General features: G+C 58.2%; 20 protein-coding genes and 5 pseudogenes. 16 read left to right on the forward strand and 9 right to left on the reverse strand.

Annotation, left to right across the window (positions count from 1 at the left end; all coding sequences use genetic code 11):
- Window positions 1-483 precede the first annotated feature (483 nt).
- The 4 genes and pseudogenes from EN852_RS43340 to EN852_RS17405 form a co-directional block, all read left to right on the forward strand.
- Window positions 484-540: pseudogene (locus tag EN852_RS43340) on the forward strand (hypothetical protein); the annotation flags it as partial.
- A gap of 49 nt (window positions 541-589) precedes the next feature.
- Window positions 590-1,141, forward strand: coding sequence for an insulinase family protein (locus EN852_RS43345; RefSeq protein ID WP_335930839.1), 552 nt, complete (start codon window positions 590-592; stop codon window positions 1,139-1,141).
- A 269-nt stretch (window positions 1,142-1,410) separates the two neighbouring features.
- Window positions 1,411-2,036: pseudogene (locus EN852_RS17400) on the forward strand (type II toxin-antitoxin system HipA family toxin); the annotation flags it as partial.
- A pseudogene (locus EN852_RS17405) lies at window positions 2,027-2,926 on the forward strand (aldehyde dehydrogenase family protein); the annotation flags it as partial. The pseudogenes EN852_RS17400 and EN852_RS17405, both read left to right, overlap by 10 nt.
- Here the strand turns inward: EN852_RS17405 and EN852_RS17410 are convergent.
- Window positions 2,923-3,244 (reverse strand): annotated as a pseudogene (locus EN852_RS17410) (hypothetical protein); the annotation flags it as partial. The pseudogenes EN852_RS17405 and EN852_RS17410 overlap by 4 nt on opposite strands.
- 331 nt (window positions 3,245-3,575) lie before the next feature.
- Between EN852_RS17410 and EN852_RS17420 the strand changes: the two are divergent.
- Both EN852_RS17420 and EN852_RS17425 read left to right on the forward strand, forming a co-directional pair.
- Window positions 3,576-3,851, forward strand: coding sequence for a hypothetical protein (locus EN852_RS17420; protein ID WP_126097371.1), 276 nt, complete (start codon window positions 3,576-3,578; stop codon window positions 3,849-3,851).
- A 110-nt stretch (window positions 3,852-3,961) separates the two neighbouring features.
- Window positions 3,962-5,155, forward strand: coding sequence for a TlpA disulfide reductase family protein (locus tag EN852_RS17425; RefSeq protein ID WP_245458614.1), 1,194 nt, complete (start codon window positions 3,962-3,964; stop codon window positions 5,153-5,155).
- Window positions 5,156-5,874: 719 nt separating this feature from the next.
- Here EN852_RS17425 and EN852_RS42395 read toward each other — a convergent pair.
- Window positions 5,875-6,222, reverse strand: coding sequence for a hypothetical protein (locus EN852_RS42395; protein WP_245464223.1), 348 nt, complete (start codon window positions 6,220-6,222; stop codon window positions 5,875-5,877).
- Window positions 6,223-6,645: 423 nt separating this feature from the next.
- The gene (locus EN852_RS17435; RefSeq protein ID WP_126097369.1) at window positions 6,646-7,320 is read right to left on the reverse strand and encodes a hypothetical protein; all 675 of its coding nucleotides are present in this window, start codon (window positions 7,318-7,320) and stop codon (window positions 6,646-6,648) included.
- A gap of 140 nt (window positions 7,321-7,460) precedes the next feature.
- On the opposite strand from EN852_RS17435, the gene EN852_RS17440 reads away from it, so the two are divergent.
- From EN852_RS17440 to EN852_RS17470, 7 genes are all read left to right on the forward strand, one after another.
- A complete protein-coding gene (locus EN852_RS17440; protein ID WP_126097368.1) occupies window positions 7,461-8,570 on the forward strand; it encodes an XRE family transcriptional regulator in 1,110 nt (369 codons plus the stop codon).
- 29 nt (window positions 8,571-8,599) lie between these two features.
- Window positions 8,600-8,917: a hypothetical protein gene (locus EN852_RS17445; protein WP_126097367.1), complete on the forward strand. Its 318-nt coding sequence runs from the start codon at window positions 8,600-8,602 to the stop codon at window positions 8,915-8,917.
- Window positions 8,918-9,251: 334 nt separating this feature from the next.
- Window positions 9,252-9,674 (forward strand): hypothetical protein, encoded by a 423-nt coding sequence (locus EN852_RS17450; RefSeq protein ID WP_126097366.1) that lies wholly within the window; start codon window positions 9,252-9,254, stop codon window positions 9,672-9,674.
- A 108-nt stretch (window positions 9,675-9,782) separates the two neighbouring features.
- Entirely contained in the window at window positions 9,783-10,457 is a 675-nt protein-coding gene (locus EN852_RS17455) for a hypothetical protein (protein ID WP_127275150.1), read from the forward strand.
- A gap of 365 nt (window positions 10,458-10,822) precedes the next feature.
- Entirely contained in the window at window positions 10,823-11,737 is a 915-nt protein-coding gene (locus tag EN852_RS17460) for a hypothetical protein (RefSeq protein WP_126097364.1), read from the forward strand.
- A gap of 213 nt (window positions 11,738-11,950) precedes the next feature.
- Complete coding sequence (locus EN852_RS17465) at window positions 11,951-14,113, forward strand: prolyl oligopeptidase family serine peptidase (RefSeq protein WP_126097363.1); 2,163 nt, start codon at window positions 11,951-11,953, stop codon at window positions 14,111-14,113.
- Window positions 14,114-14,151: 38 nt separating this feature from the next.
- Window positions 14,152-14,850: an OmpW family protein gene (locus tag EN852_RS17470; RefSeq protein ID WP_126097362.1), complete on the forward strand. Its 699-nt coding sequence runs from the start codon at window positions 14,152-14,154 to the stop codon at window positions 14,848-14,850.
- 739 nt (window positions 14,851-15,589) lie between these two features.
- Here EN852_RS17470 and EN852_RS17475 read toward each other — a convergent pair.
- The gene (locus tag EN852_RS17475; RefSeq protein ID WP_029354714.1) at window positions 15,590-15,808 is read right to left on the reverse strand and encodes a helix-turn-helix transcriptional regulator; all 219 of its coding nucleotides are present in this window, start codon (window positions 15,806-15,808) and stop codon (window positions 15,590-15,592) included.
- Window positions 15,809-15,917: 109 nt separating this feature from the next.
- On the opposite strand from EN852_RS17475, the gene EN852_RS17480 reads away from it, so the two are divergent.
- Complete coding sequence (locus EN852_RS17480) at window positions 15,918-16,184, forward strand: DUF2285 domain-containing protein (protein WP_126097361.1); 267 nt, start codon at window positions 15,918-15,920, stop codon at window positions 16,182-16,184.
- A gap of 479 nt (window positions 16,185-16,663) precedes the next feature.
- On the opposite strand, the gene EN852_RS17485 is transcribed toward EN852_RS17480, so the two are convergent.
- Window positions 16,664-16,897, reverse strand: coding sequence for a helix-turn-helix transcriptional regulator (locus tag EN852_RS17485; RefSeq protein WP_126097360.1), 234 nt, complete (start codon window positions 16,895-16,897; stop codon window positions 16,664-16,666).
- 116 nt (window positions 16,898-17,013) lie between these two features.
- On the opposite strand from EN852_RS17485, the gene EN852_RS17490 reads away from it, so the two are divergent.
- On the forward strand, window positions 17,014-17,295 hold the full coding sequence (locus EN852_RS17490; RefSeq protein ID WP_126097359.1) for a DUF2285 domain-containing protein: 282 nt from the start codon (window positions 17,014-17,016) through the stop codon (window positions 17,293-17,295).
- Between the two features lie 530 nt (window positions 17,296-17,825).
- Here EN852_RS17490 and EN852_RS17495 read toward each other — a convergent pair.
- Together EN852_RS17495 and EN852_RS17500 are read right to left on the reverse strand one after the other, a co-directional pair.
- Complete coding sequence (locus EN852_RS17495; protein ID WP_126102498.1) at window positions 17,826-18,563, reverse strand: LuxR family transcriptional regulator; 738 nt, start codon at window positions 18,561-18,563, stop codon at window positions 17,826-17,828.
- Between the two features lie 935 nt (window positions 18,564-19,498).
- Window positions 19,499-20,905: an aminotransferase gene (locus EN852_RS17500; RefSeq protein ID WP_063169303.1), complete on the reverse strand. Its 1,407-nt coding sequence runs from the start codon at window positions 20,903-20,905 to the stop codon at window positions 19,499-19,501.
- Window positions 20,906-21,257: 352 nt separating this feature from the next.
- On the opposite strand from EN852_RS17500, the pseudogene EN852_RS17505 reads away from it, so the two are divergent.
- Window positions 21,258-21,692, forward strand: a pseudogene (locus EN852_RS17505) (transposase); the annotation flags it as partial.
- A gap of 513 nt (window positions 21,693-22,205) precedes the next feature.
- Here EN852_RS17505 and EN852_RS17510 read toward each other — a convergent pair.
- Window positions 22,206-22,712: a TIR domain-containing protein gene (locus tag EN852_RS17510; protein WP_126097358.1), complete on the reverse strand. Its 507-nt coding sequence runs from the start codon at window positions 22,710-22,712 to the stop codon at window positions 22,206-22,208.
- Between the two features lie 9 nt (window positions 22,713-22,721).
- The gene (locus EN852_RS17515; protein WP_095488148.1) at window positions 22,722-23,582 is read right to left on the reverse strand and encodes a DUF4231 domain-containing protein; all 861 of its coding nucleotides are present in this window, start codon (window positions 23,580-23,582) and stop codon (window positions 22,722-22,724) included.
- Between the last annotated feature and the right edge of the window lie 747 nt (window positions 23,583-24,329).

Consider the following 24,329-nt stretch of genomic DNA (forward strand, 5'->3'; position numbering starts at 1 on the left):
ACTTTATATGCAGCAAGAGTTCGCATCACGGCTACGTTCGGAAAGCCAGGTAGAATGCGACGGGAGACGCAAGCGTTACACGTCCGAACAAGGAAGGCGAATATTGCCTACGGCTCCTGCACAACCGGCCAGCTCTGCGCGCCTCGGGCGAGGCGGAGATCTGGCGCTGGATCGCGGACAGCCTTGAGACGCCTCGCATGAGTCATTCGATGGGCGGTCCCTGGTGCGAGGCCGAGGCGCTCGACTACTGGCCGACATCCTCGGCGGCGGGACTCGCAGCCGGCTATACCAGCACTTTTCGACCGCATACGCGCCCAGCTTCTCTCCGAAATCATTGCCAATGAGCGCGAACCTCACGCGATCGCCGAGCTGGCCTGGCGGCGCGGAATCTACGGCGTATTCGAGACCGCCCAAGGGAGCCTGACCAGCGTAACGCCCTCCGATCTAAGCGCCTTCCACAAAGCCGCTTTCGCCCGCGACGGGCTGCATGTGGCGGTCGTAGGCGACATAGATGCCAAAGCCCTGAGAGCAAGGCTCGACCAGCTGTTCGGCGATTTGCCTCAGAAACAGGCGCTCGCCCCCGTACCTGATGTCACCCCGAAGCGCCGAGCGGACGCAGGTCGCATACGCCCTCCACCAGACTTCGCTCCAGCTGGCCTTTCCCGCCATTGGACGCAACGACCCGGAATTCTACGCGGGACAGCTGATGAACGATATAGTCGGAGGCTCACGATTTACCTCACGTCTGTTCCAGGAAGTGCGCGAAAAGCGCGGCCTTGCCTACGGTGTCTCGTCCAGCTTGGAAGGCTACCAGCATTCCAACATGCTTGTCGTGACGACGTCGACGCGCGCCGACAGGGCGGCCGAGACGCTCGACCTGATAACACAACCAATCAACGAGCTGGTGGACACAGGCCCAACAGCGGCCGAACTCGAAGCGAGCAAGAAGTATCTGATCGGCGCCTATGCTATCGACAATCTGGGTTCCTCCAGGTCGATTTCCGCCACGCTTGTCGGGTTGCAGCTCGACAAACTCGGCATGGACTACATCCAGCGCCGCCCGGCCCTCATCGAGCAGGTGATCCTCGACCAGGCAGGGCGGCGGCGAAGAAGCTGCTTTCGGCCGGGCGTTGGCCCGTGACAGCGAATAATCCCACGCTCTACAATAGCTGAAGGACTCGCCGAACTACGTGTGGCTGATCCGATTATGGTGTGGCAGAATGAACGCCTTGAGACTGCCTGCGCGCCCTCGCAGACCAGGTTCTCTCCCGTGATTCGATTTCCCGCCCCGAAGAATGCCGTCGTTCCGAGAAAGTATTCTAACTTTTGCGTATACCAAATACGGGAAAGTTAGAAACTCTTGAATATGATGATTATGCTAGCTTTCCCGTATCTCAGGGAACTTTAGAAATGGCCCTTCACCTCGTTGTGAAAACATCGATAAAACCCGCAGCCACTATCAGGCTGAAACGGGCAAGCTCGTCCAGTTAATGCGCGGCATCTATCTCGATGCCGGGGAGGATATCGAGGCCATGATACTCAAGCACGCCATCGCCAAATACCTGTATCCCAACGCTTACCTCTCGGCGGCGAGCGCTGTGCTTCTCGGCCCGACCCGGGATGGCCGCCTGTTCCTGAGCGGGCGACGAATACAGCGCACGCGCTTGCGCTTGCTGGAAATCATTCAGAACGCAGCTCCCGACCACCCATCAGTCGCTCAAGCGGTTGTCGATGATGGAATGGGAGAATTCCGGATCGACGTCTCCTCGATGCGCCAGCGCTTCCTCGAAGCTTTCCGCCTGCGCAGCGAACACGCGGCATCCATCGGCGAGACGATGCGCGAGGCAATCGCGAACCGCCTCATAGAACAATACGGCAGCGCCCAGGGCGCTGCCGACGCGACATGGGCGCTTGCCGGCGCGAACCAGCGGTATCGCGAGGGCGAGCACGCCGAGCGCTTTTTCCTCCGCCCTCCACTGACCACAGAACCCGCACGCAACGAAGCCGCGCTCGATCTGATCGTGGCGTGGCACGGCTAGGTGCAATGTTTGCCCTCGCGCAGCAAGCCGGCTTTTCCTGACGTCGTCGTCAACCTGGGTCTATGCGACCGAAGGTGGTCGCGTGGGGCCGCGAACTCTGCTCCAATGCCAAGGTCCGAAAGATCAGCTTTACAGGCTCCACCGCGGTTGGCCGACTGCTCATGCGCCAGCGCTCGGACCAGATCAAGAAGGTCAGCCTCGAGCTCGGCGGCAATGCGCCCTTCATCGTCTTCGATGACGCGGATATTGACGCTGCGGTTGACGGCGCGATCCAGGCGAAGTTCCGCAATGCCGGCCAGACTTGCGCGTTTCATCGAACCGGCTTTACGTCCAATCGAGCGTTCACGATGAGTTCGTCGAGAAGTTCGTGGAGAAAGTCCGGCACTTATCGGTTGGCGACGGCTTCGCTCCGGGAGTGGACGTCGGACCACTCATCGACATGCATGCTTTGGCCAAGATCGAGTCCCACATCGCAGATGCCGTTGCCAAAGGTGGGATAATTCGATGCGCGGCCGAACATATCGGCAAGGATGGCACCTTTTTCAAACCCACAGTCTTCACCGAGATCTCCAGCATCATGGCGGTTGCGCAAGAGGAGACTTTCGGGCCGTTGGCGCCGATCATCCGCTTCCACGATGCGGATCAGGTCATCTGTGAGGCAAACGACACGATTACGGGCTCGCCGCCTATTTCCATGCCTCGAACCTGAGGCGTGTCTGGCGCGTGGCCGAGGCATTGGATGGCATGATTGGCATCAATACGGGCGTATGTCTTCGGAAGCGGCGCCCTTTGGCGGCTTGAAGCAGTCCGGCATCGGGCGGGAGGGTTCCCGCCACGGGCTCGAAGACTACCTCGGAATGAAGTACCTCTGCATGGGTGGAATCTAAATGACGTCGCCCCGAGTTTCTCCAGTTTTGGGTTCGTTTCCGGCGTGGGTTGTGCGCTGCTGGGCGGGTGAAGCGACGGGCGCTGGCGCGGAACCTTTCGCATAGCGCAGCGCGAGCGACCGTCGCGGGTTGAAGGTGGTGGCGAACTCGGCCGATGTCTGCCAGGCGATTTGGGAGTGCGGCCGCGCGGTGTTGCAGTCGGCGCGCCACAGGCGATAGCGATGCTTGCCATGCGCATGGAATGCCATTCGACCGGTTCTGATCCGCGCAGGAGAGGATGGCGTTCGAGATGAACTCGCTGGCATTGTCACTGACCAGTGATGAGCCGGTTCAATTCCCGGGCAACCAAGTGCCCTCGACCGTGCTGAATAGCGCGCCTTTGCCATACCGGCGGATTAGCGCGGCCGACCTTACTTCGGCATGATGCGAGCAATTTCTGCACCAGGCGCGCGACGTATGCCACTCCCTCAGATCGCCCAGCGATACGTCTGGGCCTGCATGTTTGCTGCCTTCTGCGATGGCTTGCCGACACTTTCGGCTCGCCGGGTGTGATGATCTTCTTCTGCGTCTTTCCCTCTCGGCGATATTGCCGTTCGGCCGTCCCGACCAAGGCCAAACCTCGGGCCGTTTTCCCGTTCCCGGGTAGAGCTTGAACGTCTCGTCGATGATGTCTCTGGCGTGCTGCGAGCTCAACGCCGAGGCGCTTGGCATCGATGCATGGCGCGACATGATTGCGGCGGTGTCGCACGGGTTCGACGGTTTGGGCTTCAGGATCGTGCGGATGGGCCACGCTTTTCTGGCGGCGCGAAACACGGGCAATGCGCGTTCAAAACCTGACAAAGGCAGAAATTTGTCAGGTTCAATCCAACCGCCATCCGGGCACTACGGAGGTTTTTCAAAGCATATTCATGCACTTGCGCGCTGAGCCCGCTGGCATGGACCTTGCAACGCTTGCAGCAGGACGGTATGCAATGGAGCAGACGAGGATGTTCTCTCCCCTGAACCGTGTGCCGTCTCTGAGAGGGAAATAAGCTCGTGCAGAAAATCTCACAACCTTTGACAACGGCTTTGGAGAACAACGTGGTGTTGCAGATCGAGTCCCCGGCTCCTTCGATTCAAGCGGAAACCTGGCTGCGTGGCGAGCCCCTCACCAGCTTCGAGCCTGGCAAAGTGTACATCGTCGAATTTTGGGCAACTTGGTGCGGTTCGTGTGTGGACGGGATGCCCCATCTGATGCAGCTGCAGGAGAAATACAGGGAAAGCGGCGTTGAGATCGTAGGAGTCGCGGCTAGTGAACGCGCTCCAACGGCCGATGAGGCCCGAAGCACGTTGGACGCTTGGTTGACGGAAAAGTTCCCGAATCTGAACTATCGGATCGCATTCGACTCGACAGGCGAAATGGACAAGCTTTGGATGGAGCCCAGCTTTTCTTTCTGGATTCCCACCAGTTTCGTGGTCGACCGAGACGGCTGCATCGCCTTTATTGGTGCACCGACGGAACTCGATGAGGTCTTGCCGAAGGTGCTTAACGGCAGCTGGCGCACCAGCGATAAAGCAAAATCCGCCGATGCGGAGCGGATCGCGGAAGGCGAACCCATAGCGCGCGAACAAGCGCTGAAGAAGCCGATCAATGACAGATATCGGGCGGCGGTGGAGAAAAAGAATTGGAGGACGGCGCTCTCGGCGATCGAAGAAGGCATCGCCTTGATGCCGGACAACCTCGGTTTCCGCCGTTCTCATGTGAATCTGTTGCTTCACAAAATGAAGGACATGCAGGTCGGCTTGCCCGTCATGCGCCAATTCGTTCGCGACGCGATCAACAGAAACTCCGAGAATTGGATGGTTGCGGCGTTAGACGAGCTCTTCTTTCCGAACTATGACCATTCGCACTTTCCGTCTGCTGAGCGCTTGGCGATGGGAAAACAGCTGTCCGAACACATCCTGGCACTGAATCCCCCGGAAAGCGACAAACGTAAGCTCCTGCCCTATCGTTTGGCAGCCCTCTACTATCACGAGAGCGGCAACAAAGATCGGGCGATCGAGTTGATCGAACTGGCACTGAAGTCGCAGGGCGGTCCGGAGCTTATCCGGGACGAAGATGAACAGCGCGAAATATCCCATTTGCTGCAGTTCCTGGCCTACTTCAAGGGTGAGAAGGTTTGTTACGGCGCTCTGTGTGCGGTTCCAAACAATGGCCGATTCGACAGCTGGTATACCGTTTGCGGCTGACCGCCAGCTTATGTGAGGGACAGAACTGGCCGGGCGGACAGCTCTTGATGCGAACGGCGCAAACCCCGCCCGGCTTGCGAAATCACCTGGGCCGCTCTTTTGGACCTAAGTCCGAAGGACTGCGGCCTTGTACGATGCCCGCCTTTGTTTAGGCGGGCTATGAGCTGAGCTACGGGTTTTGCCCGCTACTAACCGTTCGCCAGCCTGGCGCAGGTGCCTCTCAACACCTCCACCACACCAAGGTTTCATGCCGGTAGCGAATTCGATCTTGGCGGCATGGCCATTAAGCACATGGGAGGGCCTCGCTGGCGGCATGCCTGTGATCTGGTACTGCAGCCCACGCTTGCCTCCGCCAGCGGTTCGATGAGGCAGCCTGTCGCACAATTGATATCAGGACTTCAATGCCGGAACACCGGACCCACCCTCAATTCAATAAATGAGGTGTCGCGTACCACGGTTGGCTGCTTGATCCAGGCAATTCAGGCCGCCGTCATCCTCAATGAGGTGACCTCGACCAGAGCCTCGGCCTTGAATGGCATGATGCAGGTGCATGGGATGGCGGCCACCGTCATTTTCGTCGATCCGAACGGAATTTCTTGCAACCGGTTTGCGGCTTTATCCAACACGCAAGGGCCGCGCTGTCGACAGTCTCCCAACGCACCAAAAAGGCAACTGTGCAGAGCAAGCCTTCTATCCATCAATCTCCCTTTTGAAAATCATCATATCTGTGACCAACACTGCGATATTTTTCGCGGCGGAAGGAGCCAGGCACAGTCATTTCCATGCGCAACAGCATTTCTAAGTTTCTCAGCTCGCCGGAACACGTCGGCGGCCGATGTCGCGCTCCGGGGGAGCTCTATTCCTTTTCGAACAACATCAGATTTGTCGCAGAACTGAGTGAATAGGATCTCGTCCACAAATCCATCATCACTCTTCGCATCGGCGATCACTTGAGAAATCTTCTTTCTTCTTTCGGCGCTAAGCTTCTCCAGCCAGCGGCCCGGCGTTTCGAAGCGTCTCCTTATCGCATCCGCCATGGACGCTGCTCGCACTGGCAATTTCTGCATGTCTGAAATGCTGACGAGACCTTCGGTCTGGCGTCAGGAAACAACTAGCCGACACGGCCTTTGGTCGGCGTCTCGGATGAAGTCTAGAATGCTTGCGTCGGCTCCAACCAACGTCTCTTCTGGAGCGGAAACACGCTCAGAGATTTTTCCACTCGGCGGTGTCGCGTCGAAGAAGCGTTCTGCAAAAGAATAGTCCCCCGAAACCGCCGTCATGAACCACAGGGACATAGCTGTGACGAATTGATATTTCGCGTAGTTACATCGGAAACCGACTCGCAAGTCATAAGATGAGCTCTAGTGTCATTATCATTCCAACCGTAAGGCCTCCCTGTAGCGTGCCAATTTCCGGACTTACGTCGGCGAGTTCTTGATAATCGTTTTTTCCGCACGAAACTTAAGGTCCCATAGGAGAAGGCGAGGAAATCAATGCACGGTAGCAACGACGAGCCTGTCTCTCGAGAAATTGTAGAAGCGAGAATCAATTCTGAGTTCCACGTTTGAAGGCCGATTCCCAGTGCAGCGTCTGGACCCGGAGGCGTCTAGGAATCCAACAGCGGCATTCAACCAGAACCGAAATTCACCCACGTCGAAATGCGCAATGTTCGAGCGTATGGTCTCAGCGGCATGCTTTTCATGGACCCGCGCCAGCTTGCAGATTGTCATTGCCAGCATGATTGGCTGGCTGTTAGCCCGCTCCCACAGGAAGTCGTCGTCTAGAAATGCTGCTTCGTCAGCATCCGAAAACTCGAATCCACTACTGTCCCGTACCTCGGCAAGATTTTCATAGGGATGACTGTGGAAATCACCGATGAGCGTCAAGTGTGGTGCCCATCGATCCATCAGTTCGCTCTTCAGGCGGACAGCCTGATTGTTGGGCTTCACGCTGTTCCGTGATCGCTCGGCTGAAATGCTGAGACTCATAAGATCGACATGGAAATGGGTCGTTCCTTTCGAGTCCTCGCGACTGAAGCCCCAAAGATACCCCAGCGTTTCCAGCTTTGTTCGGCGCGGACGACCATCTCCGAGAACATAGGCTTCCAGTGTGGCAAGCGTAATAGTGTGACGAGCTGCATCAGAAAGGGAAATGGTGAAATTCATCGTGCGTTACCTGAAGGTGCCTCCGATTCGTTTCCGATCAACGGCCAGCCACGATCCTCACGGGGGCTTTGCTGGTCCAAATCGCGACATATCCTTGCATTTCAAAATTCGCAAGATTATAGCGATTGCGGAGGTGCGACATGTCGACTCCCACCATCAGCATCCGTTTGAAAGCGCTGCGCAGACAGCGCAACCTCTCGCAGGAGGAGGCCGCGCGTCTGTTCGGCTTCAAGGACCGCCAGACCATTTCCGCCATCGAGACGGGCGAGCGGCGACTTTCGGCCGAGGAACTCGTTCGCGCCGTCGAAATCTTTCGCGTTCCGCTGGACTTTTTCACCGATCCGTTTCTGCTCGTCGGCGAAGGTAAGTTCTCCTGGCGTCAGAACGGCGTCATCGGTCGTGCCCTACTGGGTTACGAAGAAGACGCGGGCCGCGTGATCGCGGCATTCCGTACGCTCGCGCCACAAGTGGGCAGGGAAGCTCCGCTGCTGAGGTGCTCGCTCGGTCTTTCAAAAGAATCCAGCTACGAGGATGCATCGGCTGCGGGCGACCGGTTCGCCGGCGAATATAAGCTAGGAAACGTGCCTGCCGCTCGCCTCGCCGAGGTCATGGAGCGGGATCTCGGAATGCTGGTCCTGATGGTTGATCCGATCGAAGGCGTGTCGGGCGCCGCCTGCCGCCTGCCGGAACTGGATGTCGTGTTGATCAATCGCCGCGAGGTTGCGGGTCGCCGCCATTTCGACCTCGCTCACGAGCTTTTCCACATCCTCACCTGGGACGCGATGCCGCCGGATCATGTCGAAGATGTCGTGCCCAAGAAACGTAGCCGGGTCGAGCAACTCGCCGACAATTTCGCCTCGGCTCTCCTCATGCCTTCAACTGTGCTTGGCAAGGTTGGCGATTGGTCCGAATTGGCAGGCGACGAACTCATCGTACGGCTGAACGCGGTCGCAGATGAATTGAGGGTCACGGCTTCCGCATTGCGCTGGCGGCTGGTCGGCCTTGACTGGATCGACAAGGATATTGGCAGGGGTATCGCCGAAGATCGCCTTCGCAACAACGGCCGTAGCAAGCCCGCCGAAGAGCCGCTGCTTCCGCTGTTCTCCCCGACGTTCGTCGAGGTGATCGGCAAGGCTGTCAATGAGGGTCGTGTGGCGATGAGGCGCGTATTGCACCTGCTCGGCATCTCGATCGACGATCTTGCGGACCTCTTTGCAGTTCACAGCGTGGAAGCGCCATACGAGTTGTAGGCGGGTGAATGCCGCGGCACCGAAGTTCGTTGCTGGTCGATACCAACGTCATCATCGAGTGCTGGCGTGTGTCGGCATGGAAGGCGCTGACGAGCGGGTACCCGGTGGAGACGGTCGAGATGTGTGAGATCGAAACCCAGACAGGGCTCCAGAGGCGGCGGCCCGAACAGCAGATCGAAGCTAATGTTCTGAGAGAGACACTTAAAGCCGTACATCCGGTCAGCGACATTGAACGCGCGAGCGCGCTATTGCGTGACGACCATATGCGCTTTCTGGACGCCGGAGAGCAGATGCTCTGGACACACCATCACGCGCAGCGACGCTTGGCTCCTTTGCGGTCCGGATAAGGCGAGTCTTCGCGTTGGGCTGCGCCTCGGCTTGCGCGACAGACTGGTCTCGTTGGAGCGGCTCCTCGCCGATATCGGCCATCGTCCGAAGGTCCTGTTAAAGATGCCTATACCCAAAAATGGCTCGACCAGACGCTGCGCAGCTTTACCTTGAGAGACCGACACCATGACGAATTCGCTCGAGGTACGAAACAAGCTGATCGACATCCTCCGCCGCGACCTAGTCGGCCCGAATCCTGACCTTGATCAGAATCTCGCACGCGAAGTTTGACCGAGAAGCAATCGCTGGGACGCCGGGGGCTTTATCGTTCCCGCCTACGACGGTGTTGCGCCTGTGATACCTGACGGCGAGGAAACCATCGAAGAAACCGCCGACGACCTTCTCGCCAGTGAGATGCTGGACTCCGCTGTCGAGGGGGAGGTCGAGGAGAAGGATTCGACTGACCAACCACCGCGGGACAGGTTTCTTCCGTCGTCGATAGGGTTGACGGTGGTTCTTCCGCAAACGGTGAGTCAAGTCACGCTGCGCGCAACATGGGGGAACTATAAGACGGAGCCCCCATTGCCCGATGCGCTCCTCATTCCCGAACTGTCGGGAAAGGGCAAGCCAAAGCCAGAAAAGCCCGAGAACCTCCGTTGGGTTCGGGTTCCCGGCGAAGCCGCGATCGTCCTCGACGTCACTCGGAACCAGTCCGGAATCCTGCTGCCGGAAAGCGCTGACTCAGAGGCCGGGCGGCGGCATCGAAGTCGCCGTTGACACCGTGTGCTCCGTCAAAAGACTCCGGAGGGGGCTGAAGAGCGTCTGCGCGTCATCACCGTCTTCTTGGTAAACCGTCGACGGAGCACAAAGGCTCCGTACAAGGACGTGGCCTACGCGTTCCAGACCCGGATCGAGCTCGAATGTGCGGATGGATTTTATCCGCGCAGCGACCTGTCCACCTACCAGTCCGATGATTTCGACCTTAGGCTGGGCGATCTCCATTATCGCGATGTCCGCGAATATGCCGTTGGTCGCAACACATCTGCAGGCTGGCAAGAACGGCTTGACGCGACGAACGATCCGCTCCCCGTGACGCGTGTTTGGACCGATTTCCTTCCGCAGCAGGAGGTGGAACGTGTCGTCCCGGCAAGGAGCGATGGCGTCGAGTTCGGCATGGAGGCTCTCGCTCGGGCTGCCGTTTCCGGAGCCGAAGCGGTCAGTGCAGCCTTGGATTCACTGCCTGAACTTTACGCCGAGTGGCGGCGGAGTCAGGAAGGACTGATGACAGGGCTTGCGCCGAGACGGCTAAAGACGGGCCAGGCGCTTCTGGAAAATGTTGACACCGCCGGCAGCAGGATTCGCGATGGGATAGATCTCCTTAAGCGTGATACGATGGCGCGTGAAGCATTCGGCCTGATGAATACGGCGATGGCGATGGCCAACCGCCGGCGCGAGGCAGAAGAAGCTGCCGGGCGATGTAGACCCGCCAACATGGCGGCCGTTCCAGCTAGCCTTCGTCCTCCTCAATCTCGTTGGCGTGACCGACCGAAACAGTGGTGAGCGCGAGATCGTCGACCTGCTTTTTTTCCGACCGGCGGCGGCAAGACGGAAGCATATCTTGGACTTGCCGCCTATGCGATTGTGCCGAGGCGGCTCCGCGGATCTGGCGTGCTGGGTGCGGGCATCAGCGTCATCATGCGCTACACGTTACGCCTGCTCACGCCGCTGGTCTCGTCTGCGCGCTCGAACTCCTGCGGACCCATGATGACAATGGCCGGAAGACGCTTGGCGAATGGCCGATCGAGATTGGACTCTGGGTGGGCGGCGCAGCCTCACCGAACAATCCAGCCGCGAAATTCTTCCGGCAAGGACGCCGCGACGACCTGGCTGAAGCGGTACCAGAGCAGACCTAAGACGAAACCCCGGTGCCACTGAAGGCATGTCCCTGGTGTGGTGAGCCCTTCAAGCCAGAGAGCTTCCACTTCACGCCCAACAGGACAGCTCCGCAGAATCTAGTGCTCAAATGCGAGAACGCCGAATGCGACTTCACGCGGGATCGACACCTGCCGGTGCTCGTGGTGGACGAGCCAATTTACCGCCGTCTTCCCGCATTTCTCATCGCCACGGTGGACAAATTTGCCTCCCTTCCATGGATTGGCAAGAGCGGCGCATTCTTTGGACACGTAGATCGGCATGATCCGGACAAGGGGTTCTTCGGCGCGTCTGAGCCAGGCGAAGGTCGCCCCTTCGGAAACGGGCATCGGCTCGATCCGCCGGATCTTGTCATCCAGGACGAACTGCACCTGATCTCTGGCCCGCTTGGAACGGCGGCCGCACTCTACGAAACAGCGATCGACCTGCTGTCGTCGCGGCCGGGTCTTCATGGACTCATTCGTCCAAAAATCGTCGCCTCGACCGCGACCGTCCGAAGGGCGGAGAAACAGATCGCAGCCTTGTTCGATCGTTCGGAGACGGCCGTATTTCCGCCACCCGGCATCCACCGTACCGACAGCTTCTTCGCCAGCACTGTGCCATCGGCACGAGAGCCAGCCCGCCTCTACGTCGGTGTGGCGAGTCAGGGTCGCGGGCTTAAACTCCTCTTTCTTCGGAGCATGCAGACCCTGCTGGCAGGCGCGCAGGCATTGACTTCCAGCCCGACGCAAGAAGGGGAAGATGCCGCCGATCCGTATCTGACAGTGCTCACGTATTTCAATGCGCTTCGCGAGCTTGGGGGCGCTCGTCTGCTCGAATTCTGCACGGTGTCACCGACTGGCGCCGGAGTTGACCCGGGATTAGGAGGAGCACTCGTTGTCGGATTCTCGACGATGTCGGACATGTGACACAACGCTTCCAGAGCGATCGCATTGTTCCGAAACGATTTTCCCAGTTGGCACGTCGGTTGCGGTCCTATGCGCAAAAGCACTGCGATGCCGCACCGACTGGAAGAACTCATCAATGATCACGCTTTTCGAACATGTGGGCGCCGCTACCAACACTGAGCGTTCCCGATCAAACGGAAGCCATTCCACTTTCATTCCTCAGGTCGTTCGGACATGAACGCATTTGATGTCCGTCCAACGCTGGATGCTCCCGACGACGATCCCTATCTCTGGCTTGAAAATGTAGAGGGCGAGCGGGCACTTGCCTGGGCCGCCGGCCAGTCGGCAAAGACCCTAAAGCACTTCGGTGGAACGCAGTTCGAGCGCGACCGCGCGGCTCTGACAGCCATTTTCGACAATCGCGACAACCTTCCCCTGATCGCGCGCCATGGTCAGTACCTCCACAATTACTGGCGAGATGCCGGAAATCCACGCGGACTGTGGCGCCGGACCACCCTTGCCGCCTACATGAAGGCGGATCCCCAATGGGAGCTACTGCTCGATCTGGATGCTCTCGCGGCTAGCGACGGAGAGGATTGGATCTGGGACGGCGCGTCCATCGAGCCGGAGAGACGGGAAAGAGCCGTTCTGCGCCTGTCGCGCGGCGGCAGCGACGCGGTCGTGCATCGCGAATTCGACCTGATCTCTCTGAGCTTTGTCGCCGACGGTTTCAATCTCCCCGAGGCCAAAGGCTACGTTAGTTGGCTGGACCCTGACACGCTTCTGCTTTCCAGTGCGCTTGGTAATGGCATGGCCACCCGCTCCGGCTATGCGCGCACCGTGCGACTGTGGAAGCGTGACGCGGATCCCCTCACCACACCGGTAATCTTCGAGGCCGGGTTCGAGAGCCTCAAGGTGTCTGGTCATTCGGACCGCACCGGCCGCAGCGAGCGCCTTTGGTTCATCGAGAAGCCGGCCTTCTTCGAGGAAATCAGCTGGATCGGCGACAGGAGCGGGCCGAGGAGGCAGATCGATCTTCCTCGTGACGCGTCGTGGCGGGTCTTCGGCGACTGGCTGGCGGTAAGGCCGCGCAAGCCGTGGACGGTGGGAGGCACCACCCATCCCGCCGACGCGCTGATCGTCATCTCGCTTTGCTCTTTCCTCGCCGGCGGACGCCGATTTGAGACCCTGTTTCAACCAGGGGAAAGGCGCTCCCTGCAGTCATTCTTCTGGAATGACGGGAAGCTCATTATCTCTTACCTCATCAATCTCGTACCGCGTTTCGAGATGTTCACTCCCGGCCACCAGGAATGGACGCGCCGAGTCCTGGACACTCTGCCCGCCGAAGGGACTGTCCACGTCTGGTCATTCGATGCGGCAGTTCACGAGGCCAATGGAGAGGTCCTGGTCTGTGCTCAGGATCCGATCACGCCGCCGCAGCTCTTGCTATTCGATCTCAATGCCGCGCCGTCTCTCAGCGCTTCAGCAATCCTGAAGCGCAGCCCGGAGAATTTCGATGCATCCGGACTGGTGGTCACGCGCCACGAGGCAGTCTCTATCGATCATGAGCTGATCCCCTATACGCAGGTTGGTCCGGCGAACGGGAACGGAGATGCTCCGATTCACCTTTCCGCTTATGGCGGGTTCGGCGTATCACTCCTGCCCTACTACAACTCCCCGCTGGGCAAGCTGTGGCTCGAGCGCGGCGGCACGTGTGTCGAGGCGAACATCCGCGGCGGCGGCGAGTTCGGCACCCGCTGGCACGAAGCCGGGCGCAGGGAGGGCAAGCGTCTCGCCCATGACGATTTCGCCGCCGTTGCCGCCGACCTCGTGCGAAGGGGCATCACCCTGCCGAGGCGGATTGCCGCCGAGGGTGGCTCAAATGGCGGCCTGCTGATCGCAAACATGCTGACCCGCTATCCTGAGCATTTCGGGGCTCTGTTCTGCACAGCACCGCTTATCGACATGCGTCGCTACACCAAGCTCTTGGCGGGCGCGAGCTGGATCGACGAATATGGCGATCCGGACAAGGTTCACGATTGGGCTTTCCTGAAGGAAATCTCCGCCTATCACGCCGCAGCGCCGGGACAGCCCTATCCGCCTATCCTGATCGCCACCACGAAACGCGACGACCGCGTCCATCCGGGCCATGCGCGCAAGATGGCCGCAAAACTGCAGGCTCTTGGCTATCCCGCTTACTTCTACGAGGCCAGCGCAGGCGGGCACGGCTGCGGCGAGGACAATCGGGAGCAAGCCGCATTCATCAGTCTAGGCACCAATTTTCTCCGCAGCGCAATCGGCTTCAACGATCACCTTCCGGAGACGGCGGAACGCGTTGCAACGCAAGTGGGGCATTTGAGGTCCATCAACAATTCATTCGAGCAGGAGACGAAATAGTGCAGTGCATCCTTTCTGAACATCAAGGAGTGAATCTCATGGCGAGAACGCGAATGGGCGTAGCGCGGGCAACAGCAGCGGCGGTGGCCCTGATCATGGTGGGACAGCAGGCCGTCGCCGCGGAGCCTGCGCAAGCAGAGACCGTCCTGGCGGAGACGGGAGCCTCGGTCACCGAAGCGCCAATCCCTTGGCAGATCCGCCTGCGGGCGTTGGGCGTCGTTACGAAAGATCTGGGCTACGTTGATACGCTTCCCGGCTCCGGTCTTTCGTATTCGGACACGGTGACGCCGGAACTCGATATCTCGTATTTCTTCACCGACAACATCGCCGCCGAACTCATACTCGGTACCACCTATGCCAACATCGCGGGCCAAGGGACGATCGGAGGGTTGGGCAACATCGGCAAAGTTTGGCTGCTGCCGCCGACGCTCACGTTGCAGTACCATTTTACCGATCTCGGCGCGTTCAAACCTTATGTCGGCGCAGGCGTGAACTACACGATCTTCTACAACCAGGACACTGGCAGCGCTGATGCTCTCAAGGTGAAGAACACGTTCGGCACGGCGCTGCAGGTCGGATTCGACTACATGGTGGACCAGCACTGGGGCCTCAACTTCGACGTGAAGAAGCTTTTCCTGAAGCCGGACTTCGACGTCACGGTGGCCGGCGCGAAGCTGACGGGGAAGGCGGAGCTCGATCCCTGGCTGATAGGCGCAGGTGTCACCTACCGCTTTTGAATATCAGAGTGAAGTCTGCTTCCCGACTGCCGGTTTAAATGAAGGGCGCCTCGCGCGCCCTTTTTTACGGTCGACACTGCAGGGCGAGACCTCATGAAGCCGATTGTCGAGAGGGCGGGGCTCTCTTCCGGCGGACCAAGAAGGTGCACTGGCCAGCAGGCCTCGCGCCTGAGATGGAGGGCTTAGAAGCGCTTTGGATCGGGACGGGCTTTGGTATTGTGGGTGGAATGCTTCAGCCAGACTATTTGCCAGCATCGTCTCCCGGACGTTATGTCTGAGCTTCGTGTCAGCGCAAGGCGAACACGCGACTCCTAGATGCCGACACGATGGCTGGTTCAGCCATGCTGCGACAGTTGCCTGTTTTTTCGGTTCCTTTGCTGTTCGCGCGCTAACCGCAACGCTCCATACTAGTCTCGCGTGCCTGTCCCCGTGGGGCGGGCGACAGAAAGCGATTAGGCCCGCTGAAAGAGGCAGACCGCATCCGAAGGACCGTAACCAAGAGAAGGACCTGAAGCGAGAGCGAAGGTTGCGGCAGGCCGCGGCGGGCCTAAAAGGGAATGCCGACCACCCCACGTCCCAGGAAAAGCTGACAAAAACGCAGCGGCCGACTGTCCAATAGGGTGCGCCCGCGCGAGGGCGAGCTAAATGGCAGGGGCTGCCGGGGGACCTAAGAAAAGCGTGGGCTCACAAGCACCCGGCGCGCGCCATCAGGCCGCCAGCTACTTGGAGGGCGGGGGCATCAGGCCTGTTTGTCGGGCCGAACCAGATCCATGTGGCTGACGCCGAGGGCCAATGCCAGTTCATAGATCGTGATAATTGTCGGATTTCTTCGGCCTTTCTCCAAGCCGCTGATGTACTGCTGACTGAACCCGGAAATCTCCGCAAGCTGCTCCTGCGTCAGGCGCTTCCTTTGCCTGATCCTCTGCACATTCCGTCCGACCAACTTGCGCATATCCATGCACGCAAGCCAGCGGATCAGGCGGCTTGAGTTTATCAACTATAATATGTAATCCACATTTAGCAGGCACAGGGCTTCGCGGGTCCATCGGCCGGAGATAGAATTAGCGATGTTGCAGCCCAGATCGAACACGCCGTTCGCCGACGAGGTCCCCTGGTCGGACCGCATCACGCCCTACGACAAGGACCACTTTACAACCTATATGAGGCTCCTGGACGCCTCAGCCGACAACGCCACTGAAGAGGAAATGGCCCATGTGATCCTCGGCATTGATCCGGCACGCGAACCGGAGCGCGCACGGAACGTTCTTCGCAGTCATCTCGACCGTGCAAACTGGGTGGTGACGAGCGGCTACAAGGATTTGTTCGCCAATTGACGAAATGGGCGGTGCGGTCGCTTCGCTTCAAGCAACGAAGTAGCGCAACCACCATGCATCGACGCATCACCACAGCGCGAATGCCGCTCCAAGATGATCGCGAGGACTTCCAGTCGGCGCGGATGGCCCTGCGCTTCGCTGGTCTCATCGTTTTGTCCTCCGCTCGCCAATGGCTGCTTCCCAGGAAGCGGTGCGGCGGCGAGTCATGACAGGAAGGGGCGCGCCGTCTGAGCCGCACCGCATCCGGAGGACCGGATGGACGACCTACTGAAAGCTCACAGCTGGCTAAGGGTTGCGGGACGCCGCGGCGGGCCTAGAAGGATACGGCGCCACCTGCTGGGAAAGGCACAAACAGAGAGAATTGCGAGAGTCTAACGACGCGCTAGGAGGCGCAGCGGAATGGTCGAGACGCCAGAGCCAAGAAAAGCGGGGATCAATCCACCGGCACACGGCACGCGCGGTGAGGGCGCGGGCGCCCACTACGTGCGCAGGCTCAACAGAATCTCACACGGATCAGCATCGAGGGCCGCAGTTACGTCGAGAAACTCAATGATATCGAGACGCCGCTCGCCACCCTCATATTTCGCCACGAAAGATTGCGGACGACCAAGCTTCTCAGCCACCTGCGCCTGCGTCAGCCCTTTGACATTGCGCAGTGAGATCAACTGGGCCAGAAACCGCTGGTGGCGGGGAGATCGAAGAGATTTGGGCATTTAGGTGAACCGGTCAGGTAGAGACCGGCTCAGCGACTAATCCCCGTTTCGGATTATCCCATTTTGGGATATTCTGCCTTGCATCCAGCGATCAACATGCGAGGTTCGCGGCAGACATGAATCGATCACCGGGAACAGATAGGACTCAAAGCTCAACACTGCTCGACGAAGTCCCTTGGTCTGACCGTCTTACCTCCTACGACAGGGCGCACTTTACCATCTATATGAGGCTCCTGGACGCCTCAGCCGATGAGGCGCCCGAAGAGGAAATGGCCCAACTGATCCTCGGCATTGATCCGGCACTTGAACCGGAGCGCGCCAGGAAGGCGCTTCGTAGTCATCTCGACCGTGCGAACTGGATGGTGACGAGCGGCTACAAGGAATTGTTCGCCAGCTGACAAATTCGCAGTGCTCGGTCATAGAAGCAGGCAGTTCCTGTGGCAGCCACGGTCAGGCTGATCGGGACCTGCACTACAGCCCCGGCAAAATGGCCCCAGTGGCGAGCACAATTAAGTTCCCAGGAAATCGGGTTTGGCAACCGAGCGTCTGACGTGATAGAAGGTTCCGCTCTGTCTGGATGGGTATTAGCCCGGAGCAGCACTCCATATCGTGCCGGCGCTCGACGAAGGGTCCACCTCTTCGCTTTCAAGCCGCATAACCGACAGCCATCGCCCTAAGTTAAGGGTTTAGAGATTACCGGCAGGCAGGTATGCAAGCGGGCCATCCTCGGAAACTATATAACCGCACGACTAGCTCGTCAGCGACGAAACACCCGCTCGAGCACCCATAGACTATGAGCACCGGCGCGGACTGGAAGAATACGGCTGCATCGCCCGAGCCGGCGGAACAGAAGATCTTGGCATCCAGTCAACGCTCGATACAAGGCGTGCGATCGAATGGCCCGAGCACAAGGGGATCAGAAAGCTTCTCAGAGAATTGAGGACCCTTCGGACCCCAAAAGGGCTATAGCCTGATTTTGGGTTCGCACGCCTAGCTTCTTCTTGGCATTGTCCAAATGAAAAGCGATCGTGCGTGGCTTGATACCCAAGATGCGGCCGGTCACCCAGGCTGAATTACCCCGCGCTGCCCACCTCAGGCACTCATATTCGCGGGATGTCAGCGAAATCCCATCCACTGTTCGATCGCTCGGCAATTTGCGGCGAACGCAACGATGAAAGCAGGCCGCCATCAGTTGAAGAGCTTGTTCGTACCGCTCAGCGACCCGAAGAAATACTGGACGAGGCTCATCGGCGGCAAAAGTAACCGCAGCGATGCGGCCGCGGAGATCGACAATTGGGATCGTCAAACCGCAGCAGATGCTGAATTGAGCCGCCTCATCGAATAGCTGCTGTTGAGCCGGCGACATTTTATCGCCTCCGAAATTCGATCCCCAGTGAAACGGGCAGCCGCCATTTCGAGCACGCAAGACCACAGGATCGAGTTTCTCATACTGATTTTCCAGATACTGTCTGGTCCAGCGGGGTGGATAGTTTGAAATTAGCCTCGGTTTGCCGGAAGGCCGTGCTGGCAAGGAGAGGTAGGCAAAGAAGATTAGGTCAAGTCGTCCGGCCGCCTCAGCCATGGCATCCCGGAAATCTGCCTCATCGACACTCTGTGACAGTCTTTCTAGGAATGTCTCGAAAACAAGTGGCATGTCCCTCGTCATCGTCGCGCTCGATTCTTCCTCTTTCTGCACGCCTTCCGGCTGCGTCGTGTATGTCCCGACAAACGTGATTGAATCCGCGGGCGTCGCTGGGCTGACCGGGCTCCAGAATGCTGCCACACTTTCGATCTTCGTCGGTCATCCCAATCATGCTGGGCTCACCCGATGGGCGTCTGGCAGACGCCTCATGATCTCAACAGCTCAATCAGAGAATCTCCATGCATTAAATCATGACCGCCCCTGCACCGACCAAACCAGGAGAAATCATCCTGCGCTGACCAAAAGCCATCATTGACCCCAGCTTTTGCAGGAATTTGGGTCGGCATTAGCATAACAATTCGGATAGCCGCTCATCCCCCACCCGGGGCGCCGTGATCCGCAAAGAAGTGTTGCGATGCTTTCTTTTCTTTGATAGGCAAATCGTCTCAACAATATTAAAATGCCTTTCCTTGTGAACGGGGTGGCGTGTGAGTATCGTCCTTTTATATACCTGACGTGATAAAATTCACCGCAATGATTATTCTGCTCTTTGTGATGTGAAGGAAGATAATCATCGGCATTGCCGCACTTTGGAACCGGCGACCGTGGCCCGCTGCAATGATGTAAAGGGCACGTCTAAGCTCAATCTGCATCGGAACGTGCAGATGACCTTTACCAGACCCTCGATTCCGCACGGGCCATAATGATACTGATTACGTGGGTCAAAAAGGGCGCCCTGCCGGCGGGGAGGTACACCCGCAGGGCGCGCCGCACAGAGGTCCTGGTCGTTGGGCAACAGGACAGCGGCGGCAGATCTGATTCGGTTACAAATCGTGACTGAAATAGCCCGGAGCATGCTCAAGATCAGATATCTGGAATTCAACAGTTTTGGGTCTGCTCGGCGCAGTAGCGCGCAGGGACATGCCTGCCTCCGGACTCGCTCCTTCGCGATCGCAAAATCATACGGCACCCTCGGCCTTCAGCGCGCGATAGGTGGTATCGACCGACTTTACCGTCGCGTCGACAATGATGTCGATCTCTTTTCGGGTAATGATCAGGGGGGGGGCATAACCGAGGATGTCGCCATGCGGCATGGCCCGTCCGATGACACCATTCTCAAACAGAGCAGCTGCAGTGCGCACCCCGACCTGAAGGTCGGGTTCGAATGGTATCCTTTGTTTTGGGTCCCGCATCATCTCTACGGCCGACAGGATACCCACTCCGCGAACTTCACCAACGATGGGATGTCCCGCCAGCTCGGCCTTCATCCGGTCTTGCCAATACGGTCCAACATCGCGGACATGCTCCAGAATATTTTTTTCTTTAAGCAGTCGAATATTGGCGAGCGCGGCTGCGGCACAAAGCGTGTGCCCCGAATATGTCCAGCCGTGGCCGAGTGCGCCGTGCTTCTCAGTTCCTTGTTCCAAAACCGACCAGACACGGTCGCCAATGATTGACCCGGAGATGGGGAGGTAGGCGGAACTCAAACCCTTTGCGATGGTCACGAAATCCGGACGCATGTTATACAGGTGGGAACCGAACTTCTCGCCGGTTCGCGCGAAGCCACAGACCACTTCATCCGCGATTAGAAGGATATCGTATTTGTCGAGCACCGCTTGAATGGACGTCCAGTACCCTTTGGGGGGCGGCACAATACCTCCTGTCCCAAGTACCGGCTCTCCGATAAAAGCTGCAACCGTTTCCGGTCCTTCGGCCAGGATCAAGGCTTCAAGCTCATCGGCACAGCGCCGGGAGAACGCTTCCTCGCTCTCCTCGACACGCGCCTGGCGGTAATAGTGCGGCGTGGTTGTATGGCGCACCAAATCCAGAGGCAGGTCGAAGAAATTGTGAAAGAAGGGAAGGCCAGTTAGGCTACCCGTGACCAATCCAGACCCGTGATAGCCGCGATTTCGCGAGATGATCTTTTTCTTTTCGGGCCGGCCAAGAATGTTATTATAGTACCAGACCAGCTTGATGTTGGTTTCGTTGGCATCGGAACCGGAGAGGCCGAAATAGACCCTTCGCATGTTCTGACCGAAATACTCGACCACGGCCTCTGCCAACAGGGCGACCGGCTCCGTACCTTGGCTGGCATAGACGTGCGCGAACGGCAATTCGTGTGCTTGCCTGGCAATGGCCTCGGCGATCTCCGTGCATCCATATCCCATGTTGACGCAGTAGAGTCCTCCGAAACCGTCGAGGCTCCTTCGGCCTTCGGTGTCCCAGATATAGACGCCTTCCGCACCGGCCATAATCCTATTTGGCGTTTCGCCTCGGCTGTGCTTGGCCAAATGCGTAGAAGGATGGAAGACGAAGCTTCTATCCTTCTCCCGGAGTTGCTCGGTTCCCAGATTGCTCAAGCGCATGTCCCTCTCCTCGCGATAAATTGGCGGAGGGCACTCGGCCAGCCACCTGTTTAGCAAATAGCATACCGGAAACGTCCCTCGAGTTTCTCGGGAATGCAGGTTATTGGCCGTGGAATTCGCGGGATCGGCCCGAATTGCCGTGAAAACTAAGGCGTCACCTTCGCCTTAGCCGAGGGTCGGGGGCGCGTCCTGCAAACACGAACAGCTTACGACGCGCATGCGCCCACCATAGTGCCCGATTAGCGGGCGATATTGGGTAGTGTGCTGAGGGTTCTGCAAATTCGCTGAGAGAGGGCGGTCATGGCAGGCTGGTGATGTTCAACGTCACCGATTCCCTGGAAGGAACGCCACCATGACCAAGACAGAAAGTAAGACCGCCAGCGCTGCCGTCAAAGACATTCTGCTTTCGAATCCGGATGGATTGCACGAGGTGATCCGCGCGGTGATGCAGGAGGTGCTCGAGGCCGAGATGGACGAGGCGCTGGGTGCTTCGAAGAGCGAGCGCACGCCGGAGCGTCTCGGCTATCGCTCGGGTTACTATGGCCGCACGCTTGTCACCCGGGTCGGCAAGCTTGAGCTGCGGGTTCCGCAGGACCGGGCGGGCCGCTTCTCGACCGAACTTTTCGAGCGTTACCAGCGTTCCGAGCGGGCCTTGGTGGCGACGCTTGCGGAGATGTATGTGCAGGGCGTGTCGACCCGGAAGGTCAAGGCGATCACCGAAGAGCTGTGCGGCCATGAGTTCTCGGCCTCGTCGATCTCGGCCATCAACAAGCGGCTGGACGAGAGCCAGAAGGTTCGGCCCGGCAAAGACGCGCGGCGAGAGCTCCTTGCCATCGACATCTTGATTCGCAGCCGACCAGCGCCGCCAAGTTCTATCGGTCAGCGTGTTGCCTTTCTTGCGATCGCAGATTCGTGGTTGCAGCGCAGGGCGAGCCGAGCTGCGGCTCGCAGGAGGGGGCAGCCGACAGAATTGCGCGGCCTGAAAAGCTGCCTCCATCAATGCTCGCCGCTCGTGCAGTCTCGAAACGCTGGATCAAGCCTCAACGTCGAACAGCCGCTCCTTTTCCTCGCGAAACCAGCGCCCTCGCGCGACGTGATCGTGCCTGACGATCCGACGCTTCGAGCGGGGCTCCTCAAATAGGTTGCACATGACCTGCAGCTTTCTGCCAAACTCAGCAAATCGGACGTCTTCTTATCATCGCTCGGCAAGCTCGGAACAGGCTGGCGGTCGTTGCTAAGGCTAGTCGCCGCCAGCGGATGGCGAGGATGTTTTGGCGGCTAAGTGCTTTTAGGTGGGCGATTATAAGCCGAGATCGCGATAGGTGCTTTCGCCATAGCTCCTGGCGCCATCGCCACGCTGAGCGTTTGAAAGCCGATGAAATTCGCTCGGCCAATTGGCTAGCGCGTGCTTGATGGCCTTCATCTTGAACGGCACGTGCACAACACATTTGTCCCTGATGATAGGCGGACAGCTCACATCTTGTTGCCGCGAGCCGTTAAGGTTTGCTGCGATTATCGGCAGACCTAGATCAAGAGCCAATTCCATTTCCCAGCGCACGAAGCGAAAAAGGTTTTTCGTCTTCTCACCGATCAGGACAAGTACCTGGCTCGATCCATTCATTCTGTTGCGAAGATTGCGTTTAACATAATCTTCGTCCTGTGCTCGGCCCGTCATATTGTCCAGATCGTGAGCGTTCGCGAATTCAAAACTCACATTCTCGCTGGCGTTCCACCCTTTCATAAAGCGGTATGCCCAAGCGTCTTCATCGCCGTCAAATATTACATAGGTCGGATCGCTGTATGCCATTGTTGTCTCTTAGTTGTTTTGACGAGCAACCCACTGGGTGTGCTCCCGTGAGAAAGCCAGTTCGGCTTCGTTCACCGCGGCGGAGAATGCCTCATCCGAGTTGGCGTCCGTAATAAGGTCGGCAGTCAAGCCGATCTCGTGAGCTGTCAACGTGTAAGCCGATGCCAATTCGTTAAATTTCTTGATCTGGGTCCACCCGATAAGGGAGGCGGCGATGACAATTAGCGGCTCGGTCGGCCAGCCTGGCATCGCGGGGTCAGCGATGCGTACTACGATGAACGAGAATCCCAGAGCGTATGCAAAAATACCAAGGCCCATCCAGACTTTCGCGGACCTCTTGTTCGAGCGCGCCTTCTTCTCGTACCACTTCCGTTGGTCGCAGATTCGTCTCTGCAGATATAGGTCTTTTCGTTCTTTTCGCGGGGAGTCCCTTATCGACATCATCTCGTCCGTTGTTTGGGGCGATGCTGAATCGGTGCCGCTCAACGCGCTACCAAGGTGACGATTGCTATCAAGGATATCTTCCATGAGCTTTCGAAAATCAGCTCTGGCGTCAGCCGCGCGCGCGTCATCGAACGGCTGTGCTCGCATCGCGAAGCGCCAAGTCAATGTCTTCACCGACTCTGCCAGAGCTCGAGCCTGATACCAGACCTGCTCGGGCTTTGTGACCGACCGGAAAATGAGGACTCCCATTGAGCAAAGAAATACCGCAGCATAGACACCGAAATAGGCTTTTGATGACGACAAGTCCAAAGAGAGCACCGACGCTAAAAAAAGAAGAACGTACTCTGCCCGGATCAGGCGCAGAAACGTCGCCTGCTGCTCGTTGGATGCCACGTCGGCGCTATTATAGAGTCCAGGATATTTCATTTTTGAAGCACACCAGTCTATTTTGTGGCGGTAAATTCTTTAAGCCAGGATTTGGCAAACGTGAGGTTAGCAGTCGAGCTTACAGAGCCTATTCTTGAGCGAGGCGCGGTCCCTCTGTTCATAAACAGGAATGCAGGTCCTGTCCCATCAATGTAAGGGTATAGGCCCAAAAATTCTTGCCCGGAGAATGTTTCCGAAGAATTTTTTGCCACGGGCAGAACCGCTACCGCGGTCCGAAACCCATCGAAAAAGCCAAGCTCCCAAGGCATCCATCTGGATCCTGGAGAATTGTTTGAATGCACATAGATAAGCGTCTTTGACTGCCTCATACGGGTTCGCAGCAACTCGGCGGTGGCCGAGGAGACCTTTGTGCGGTCCAGTTGTGAATCTTCGACCCAATCTACGTAAGCAGTGAACCCAAGCTCCTCGAAAATTCGCTTCACACCGAGAATGATCTCTGCGTCCTTGAAAGAATGTGACAGAAAAACGTCGAATGACGATCTGGCTGTAGCTGCGGCCGTCTCTTCCTTTAGAACGATCGATGCGGCTCTATGTCCTCGACTGGCATTCGCAACTCTTTTCAGCTCTGCCTCGGTCAGTAGCACTATTCAAATCCCCCCATGATCTGTTCGCAATCTATGAACTTGACGCCCATTCGATTAAGCGACCCTTGTCTTGTGAAAACTGGCACCATGCTCTCCAGCCGGGTAGCGCAACCTCCACCTTCTCAAAGACCACGTCGGCTGG

It is taken from the genome of Mesorhizobium sp. M2E.F.Ca.ET.209.01.1.1 (genome assembly GCF_004010375.2).
Lineage (GTDB): Bacteria > Pseudomonadota > Alphaproteobacteria > Rhizobiales > Rhizobiaceae > Mesorhizobium.

Excerpts from the sequence above, each read along its gene's own strand:
- EN852_RS43345 (WP_335930839.1), top strand. The coding sequence starts at position 590 with ATGTCACCCCGAAGCGCCGAGCGGACGCAGGTCGCATACGCCCTCCAC.
- EN852_RS42395 (WP_245464223.1), bottom strand. The coding sequence starts at position 6,222 with ATGCAGAAATTGCCAGTGCGAGCAGCGTCCATGGCGGATGCGATAAGG.
- EN852_RS17435 (WP_126097369.1), bottom strand. The coding sequence starts at position 7,320 with ATGAATTTCACCATTTCCCTTTCTGATGCAGCTCGTCACACTATTACG.
- EN852_RS17440 (WP_126097368.1), top strand. The coding sequence starts at position 7,461 with ATGTCGACTCCCACCATCAGCATCCGTTTGAAAGCGCTGCGCAGACAG.
- EN852_RS17465 (WP_126097363.1), top strand. The coding sequence starts at position 11,951 with ATGAACGCATTTGATGTCCGTCCAACGCTGGATGCTCCCGACGACGAT.
- EN852_RS17470 (WP_126097362.1), top strand. The coding sequence starts at position 14,152 with ATGGCGAGAACGCGAATGGGCGTAGCGCGGGCAACAGCAGCGGCGGTG.
- EN852_RS17475 (WP_029354714.1), bottom strand. The coding sequence starts at position 15,808 with ATGGATATGCGCAAGTTGGTCGGACGGAATGTGCAGAGGATCAGGCAA.
- EN852_RS17480 (WP_126097361.1), top strand. The coding sequence starts at position 15,918 with ATGTTGCAGCCCAGATCGAACACGCCGTTCGCCGACGAGGTCCCCTGG.
- EN852_RS17485 (WP_126097360.1), bottom strand. The coding sequence starts at position 16,897 with ATGCCCAAATCTCTTCGATCTCCCCGCCACCAGCGGTTTCTGGCCCAG.
- EN852_RS17490 (WP_126097359.1), top strand. The coding sequence starts at position 17,014 with ATGAATCGATCACCGGGAACAGATAGGACTCAAAGCTCAACACTGCTC.
- EN852_RS17495 (WP_126102498.1), bottom strand. The coding sequence starts at position 18,563 with ATGACGAGGGACATGCCACTTGTTTTCGAGACATTCCTAGAAAGACTG.
- EN852_RS17500 (WP_063169303.1), bottom strand. The coding sequence starts at position 20,905 with ATGCGCTTGAGCAATCTGGGAACCGAGCAACTCCGGGAGAAGGATAGA.
- EN852_RS17510 (WP_126097358.1), bottom strand. The coding sequence starts at position 22,712 with ATGGCATACAGCGATCCGACCTATGTAATATTTGACGGCGATGAAGAC.
- EN852_RS17515 (WP_095488148.1), bottom strand. The coding sequence starts at position 23,582 with ATGAAATATCCTGGACTCTATAATAGCGCCGACGTGGCATCCAACGAG.